The 1,067-nt window shown below is 48.5% G+C and carries 1 protein-coding gene; it reads right to left on the reverse strand.

Going from position 1 to position 1,067, the window contains the following annotated elements; translation table 11 throughout:
• Window positions 1–806, reverse strand: an 806-nt coding sequence (gene iscB, locus ACYQ4O_RS12885) for an RNA-guided endonuclease IscB (protein WP_460175863.1), incomplete at its 3' end; no start/stop codon positions are given.
• Between the last annotated feature and the right edge of the window lie 261 nt (window positions 807–1,067).

Raw genomic sequence — 1,067 nt, forward strand, 5'->3', positions numbered from 1 at the left:
GGTTGTTTTAATTGATTCTTGATTTGCCGCAGAACTTCCGGCTTGTCTTTCAGAAACTCCTCAACGCTCCTGGAACCTTTCTTCTGATTGCATTGAACACAAGCCAAAACGAGATTGCTGACTCGGTTAGAGCCGCCTTTGGATTTTGGTATTACATGATCGATATTAAGTGGGACATTGTCTGCTCCGCAGTAGATGCACTTGCGGCCGAATTTTTCAAGCAGATACTCCCGGAGTTCGTAACCAGCCAGCTCTCCTTGTTGATACTCAATCCCTTCAATTTTCGAGTTCTGGATAAGCTGCGTATCGAACTTTACAAGCTCTTGGCTGATTCTTTCAACGGGGGCTATCTTGCGCAATCGCGAAACCCAAGAAAGAATGCAGTCTGCTCGATGCTGCAGCGAAGGAGCAAGCCACCCCTCTGCTCTCCTGCGGTTCAGGAACCGAGGTGAGCGGTAACGGAGATTACGGCTTCTTCGGCTTCGTCTCAAACAACGCCTCTTGTAGAGTGCATTGCGTATCTGCTGACCTCGATGCTGAAGATTGATAAAGTACAAAGCATGATGCCCTTTGTTTTTCTCTTCCCGCACCAGAGCAATACCTGTCTCTTTGGAACCGGGATCAATCTTGATAAGCATCGGTTGGACAGATGAGTTTTCCAGTTCTCGATCCGTCAGACGGATTGTAAACGGGAAAACCTTATGAACCCGTGCCCGTCCTTTTTTCAGGAGTTTCCTTGCTCTTGCCGGATGACAGGGCATCAGGCTCCTGCCTTTCCTATCTAATACAAATACGAATGTCGTCACAAATAAATTACCTTACGGTTACTGGACTTGTCTTTCGACTTGTCCGTGGCAAACACCTTTCGGTGTTGTTCCCCTCGCCAATGTTGCAGAGCGGCGTTTTGTTCCGAACCGTTTCGTACTTACCCATAGCTTGTCTGCTTTCGGAACTTTCAGGGTCCGGAGCTGAGGAAGCACCCCGGAGTGAGTCTTGAACCTCTTTGCAACGTAGTCAGCATTGCTGACTGAAGCTGGTCAACCAGACTTTTGCAAGCCTCGGGCTTT

The organism is Turicimonas sp. TL08 (genome assembly GCF_054660695.1).